Consider the following 3,782-nt stretch of genomic DNA (forward strand, 5'->3'; position numbering starts at 1 on the left):
AACTAGAAGTAAACACTATATATGGAACTAAAAGAATATATAAAAGACACAGTTACTCAAATAGCAGATGCAGTAACAGAGTTAAATGGCGGAACATCAAAATATCCACTAACCATTAATCCTATTGGTGATATAGGGAAACAGGATTCAAATTACATAGAGATAGCGTCAAAACATTGTTATATCACAAATATTGAATTTAATCTGTCATTGACAACATCTGACAATAAAGGAAACAATACAAAAGTTGGTGTGTTTGCAAGCATTATAGGAGTAGGTGTATCTTCTAATGAAGATGCACAAAATGAATCTGTAAGCAGAATAAAGTTCTCCTTACCCATGCTTTTACCAAACAAGGAAGTTTAAAATTATTAAGGCAATTTTCCTTCTTTGATATATTTATATGTATAATCAGCCACATGAATAAAAGAACTGGTTCCATTCACTTTTGTGACATAACCAATGCAGCGTTCTCTTAAAGCTTGATCTTTTTTAAGTTCTCTACGAACTTTACGCACTCTCATCCATTTTTGGATGCTTCTAAAAAACATTTTCATAAATGCACTATTTTAGTTTGACAATGCGCAAATATAATATTTAAAGTAATATAAAATATGAAACTCAAAAATCTTGATAGTACATAAAACAGCAAATGGTCGAATTATGGTCGAACCATAAAAAAAAGCAGGACTATATAATTGATATACAGAATATACAACTAGATTTCCAAAAATGTGTCTAGTTTAGTTTTTGTGTTAATAGCTCCCTCGTCAGCGGACGAACTAGGGAGCTATTTTTTTTATTTATTACAGGAATATAATTGCACAAAATATACATATTTTCCATAACTTTGCAGCGACAAAGGATCACACAAATGGAATATAGCGTAGAAGAACTAAAAAGTGCATTAATAGAGAAATGCGAGAGTGAAGGTATCCTGTATGCAACGGTTGCAATGGACCGTCGTACTAAAGAAATGATTCTTCCTGATACTTTACAAGGAGCTCTGAAACATCCGGAATTCTTCGTATGTACCTGCAAGAAAGTAAAAGACCAATATGTAGTGGAGGAGATTACTAAAGTGTAATACTCCCCCCAGTCTTTTATTTTTTATTCGCCCAGTTCACTTAGCAAATCGTAGGAAGGAGCAAAGAAAAGTGTTCCCGTAACTGCTGTACTAAAGTCCAGTAAACGGTCGGTATTGCCTACCGGATTGCCAATAAACATACTTTCCAACATCTGTCGGGTAGTAGTGAACGTACTTGCATAGCCGATGAAGTAAGTACCATATTCTCCCTTAGACGTATTGGCGAACGGCATATTGGCACGCACTATTTTCAGGTCATCTCCAATATTAGTGACGGCATTATGCGCATTTTGAGGTTTCTCCTCGTCAGACAGTTCGACATCGTTAAACTTACGACGCCCGATCACTTTCTCCTGTTCTTCCACAGGCAAGGAGTTCCACGCAACCATATCGTGAATATACTTCTGTACAAAGACATAGCTGCCTCCTGCAAAATCAGCATCTTCCTCTCCTACAACTGCAAAATGATAGGGATTCTCATCAACCGCCGGATTCTCCGTTCCATCCACAAAGCCGATAATGGCTTTGCCATCCATATATCTGAAACCGTGAGTTTCGTCGACAGGTTCAACCACGCCTTGAAGTTTCTCATCGATGATAGATGCAAACTCAAAACATAATCCCATCTGTTTTGCACGGATATGAAACAATAAGTCGCCCGGAGTAGAAACTGCCGTATGCTTCTCGCCTTTTATCTCTTCGAAAGTTTTCAGTTCTTTGGGTTTTCCCTGTTCCGGGAAAAGACGGCTCCAGGCATCGGCTCCAAATCCCATGGTACAACTGAACATCATATCAGGAAAACGGTTACGCATACTGCGAATCAGGGCCGAGAAATTGGCACACACATCTTTTACTTTGTCAAGAGTTTCAGGCGAATCTTTTAAAGTATAAACAATAAAAATAACATTTTCGCCTTGTTTCCCCGCTACGTCTTGTGGGATATTACCACCAAATGAATGTTGATAAGGATTCATATTTTTCTTTTTTTTCTATTAGTTTCGTCAATGAAATAGTTCTGTTCTAACTCATCTTTTTATTAGGATCTTCAATATATGCGGCAGCCCCTTTATCCATAAACAGTTCTACATTTTGCGCATGATGAGCCACATAGGCTGCGGGACCAGTGTCTCCCGAATTACAGATTTCTTCTACTACATCGGCTTTGTTTTTTCCGGTAATCAGGAAAATGACATAGCGGGCATTCTGAATGGGGTATCCCGTCATTGCGATACGCTTCTGCCCGTTACGGGGATGTGCACTGACCACATAAATAGAGTTTGAAGTCAGCAAATCTTCTTGCCCGGGAAAGATCGAAGAAGTGTGTCCGTCATCTCCGGCTCCCAACAGTATAATATCGAATTCCGGCCAACCACGCTTAAACGGCACTTGCTGCCGGACTAACTCCGAATAACGAACCGCCTCTTTCGCAGGCTTTGCCTCTCCACGGATACGGAATACATTCTCATAGAGAATAGGAGTGATACCCAAAAGAAGGTTGCGCATCATTCCGTAATTACTGTCCGAATCATCGGGAGGCACACAACGTTCATCCACCCAATAAATCCGCATACGGTCCCAAGGGGTAATTTCCATATATTCATTCGCCCATAAATCGAACATCAGAGCAGGGGTATTACCACCACTAACTGCGATATTGAACACTCTGTCCGGCTCTTCATTCATGATTTCCACCAGGCGGAGTATCAATGCTCGTGAAGTTTCAATTGATGAGGGAAAAACTGATAGTTTCATAATTCACAATATTGATCTGTATTTGTCAAATTCTTACAAGGATTCGTCCAGTCAGCCCCATGTTCGTGCATCATTGCTTCACTTTCCAAAGGTCCCCACGTACCTGCGGGATAACCGTAAAGAGGCGCATCGGGGTTATCTTTCCAATAGCGGAGCACCGGATCGAAGAATTTCCATGAGGCTTCTACTGCATCACTTCGAGTAAATAAAGTCGGATCGCCCTGGATACAATCATCTATCAGACGGGCATAAGCGTCACCACTAGGCACACCGCCCAACTGTGCATAACTGAAATCCATCGTCACCTGGCGGACTTCGAAACCTGCACCGGGGACTTTCATTCCGATTTTGAGCACAATTCCTTCATTCGGTTGCAAACGAAGGATCAATTTATTAGCCCGTGGACAGTTGCCACTAGCACAATGAAACATCTGGTGAGGTGTTTCCCGGAAATGAACAACGATTTCCGTTACTTTCGTCGGCATTTGTTTACCTGTACGAATGTAGAACGGAACGCCACTCCAGCGCCAGTTACTAATGCCCAGTTTCATGGCAATATAAGTTTCCGTGCGCGAATCGGGAGCCACTCCTTTTTCTTCACGGTATCCTTTTTTACTACCGGAGGCTGTATATTGTCCGCGAACAATATGTTCATTTAAATCGACATCATTCAATGGAGTAAGAGATTCGTAGACCTTCACTACTTCATTACGGAAATTGTCTGCATTGAAAACAGCAGGCGGTTCCATAGCTGTAAGGGCCACAAGCTGTATCAGATGATTCTGCACCATATCCCGCAGCGCACCTGCCGTTTCATAGAACCCGCCTCGTTGCTCGATACCCAGATTTTCTACGGCTGTAATTTCTACGTAGTCAATATAGTTACGATTCCAGAGAGGTTCGAAGATACCGTTGGCAAAACGGAAAGCCAGTACATTCTGGG

The 3,782-nt window shown here is 41.2% G+C and carries 6 protein-coding genes; 2 read left to right on the forward strand and 4 right to left on the reverse strand.

Annotation, left to right across the window (positions count from 1 at the left end; all coding sequences use genetic code 11):
• Positions 1-21 precede the first annotated feature (21 nt).
• The gene (locus ACT8YW_RS22320; protein WP_444107188.1) at positions 22-366 is read left to right on the forward strand and encodes a hypothetical protein; all 345 of its coding nucleotides are present in this window, start codon (positions 22-24) and stop codon (positions 364-366) included.
• A gap of 5 nt (positions 367-371) precedes the next feature.
• On the opposite strand, the gene ACT8YW_RS22325 is transcribed toward ACT8YW_RS22320, so the two are convergent.
• The gene (locus ACT8YW_RS22325) at positions 372-557 is read right to left on the reverse strand and encodes a hypothetical protein (protein WP_118299472.1); all 186 of its coding nucleotides are present in this window, start codon (positions 555-557) and stop codon (positions 372-374) included.
• 317 nt (positions 558-874) lie between these two features.
• Between ACT8YW_RS22325 and ACT8YW_RS22330 the strand changes: the two genes are divergently transcribed.
• Positions 875-1,087 carry a hypothetical protein gene (locus ACT8YW_RS22330; protein WP_004310918.1) on the forward strand — a complete coding sequence of 71 codons (213 nt, stop codon included), beginning with the start codon at positions 875-877 and terminating at the stop codon, positions 1,085-1,087.
• Positions 1,088-1,110: 23 nt separating this feature from the next.
• On the opposite strand, the gene ACT8YW_RS22335 is transcribed toward ACT8YW_RS22330, so the two are convergent.
• The 3 genes from ACT8YW_RS22335 to zwf all read right to left on the reverse strand — a co-directional run.
• Positions 1,111-2,061 (reverse strand): Dyp-type peroxidase, encoded by a 951-nt coding sequence (locus ACT8YW_RS22335; RefSeq protein ID WP_444107189.1) that lies wholly within the window; start codon positions 2,059-2,061, stop codon positions 1,111-1,113.
• 46 nt (positions 2,062-2,107) lie between these two features.
• Entirely contained in the window at positions 2,108-2,839 is a 732-nt protein-coding gene (gene pgl, locus ACT8YW_RS22340; RefSeq protein ID WP_004297828.1) for a 6-phosphogluconolactonase, read from the reverse strand.
• A partial coding sequence (gene zwf / locus ACT8YW_RS22345; protein WP_444107190.1) for a glucose-6-phosphate dehydrogenase occupies positions 2,836-3,782 on the reverse strand: 947 nt, incomplete at its 5' end. The genes pgl and zwf, both read right to left, overlap by 4 nt.

The sequence above is a fragment of the Bacteroides sp. genome (genome assembly GCF_052357945.1).
Classification (GTDB): domain Bacteria; phylum Bacteroidota; class Bacteroidia; order Bacteroidales; family Bacteroidaceae; genus Bacteroides.

Coding starts and splice junctions, on each gene's coding strand:
- ACT8YW_RS22335 (WP_444107189.1), bottom strand. CDS start 2,061: ATGAATCCTTATCAACATTCATTTGGTGGTAATATCCCACAAGACGTA.
- ACT8YW_RS22325 (WP_118299472.1), bottom strand. CDS start 557: ATGAAAATGTTTTTTAGAAGCATCCAAAAATGGATGAGAGTGCGTAAA.
- ACT8YW_RS22330 (WP_004310918.1), top strand. CDS start 875: ATGGAATATAGCGTAGAAGAACTAAAAAGTGCATTAATAGAGAAATGC.
- ACT8YW_RS22320 (WP_444107188.1), top strand. CDS start 22: ATGGAACTAAAAGAATATATAAAAGACACAGTTACTCAAATAGCAGAT.
- pgl (WP_004297828.1), bottom strand. CDS start 2,839: ATGAAACTATCAGTTTTTCCCTCATCAATTGAAACTTCACGAGCATTG.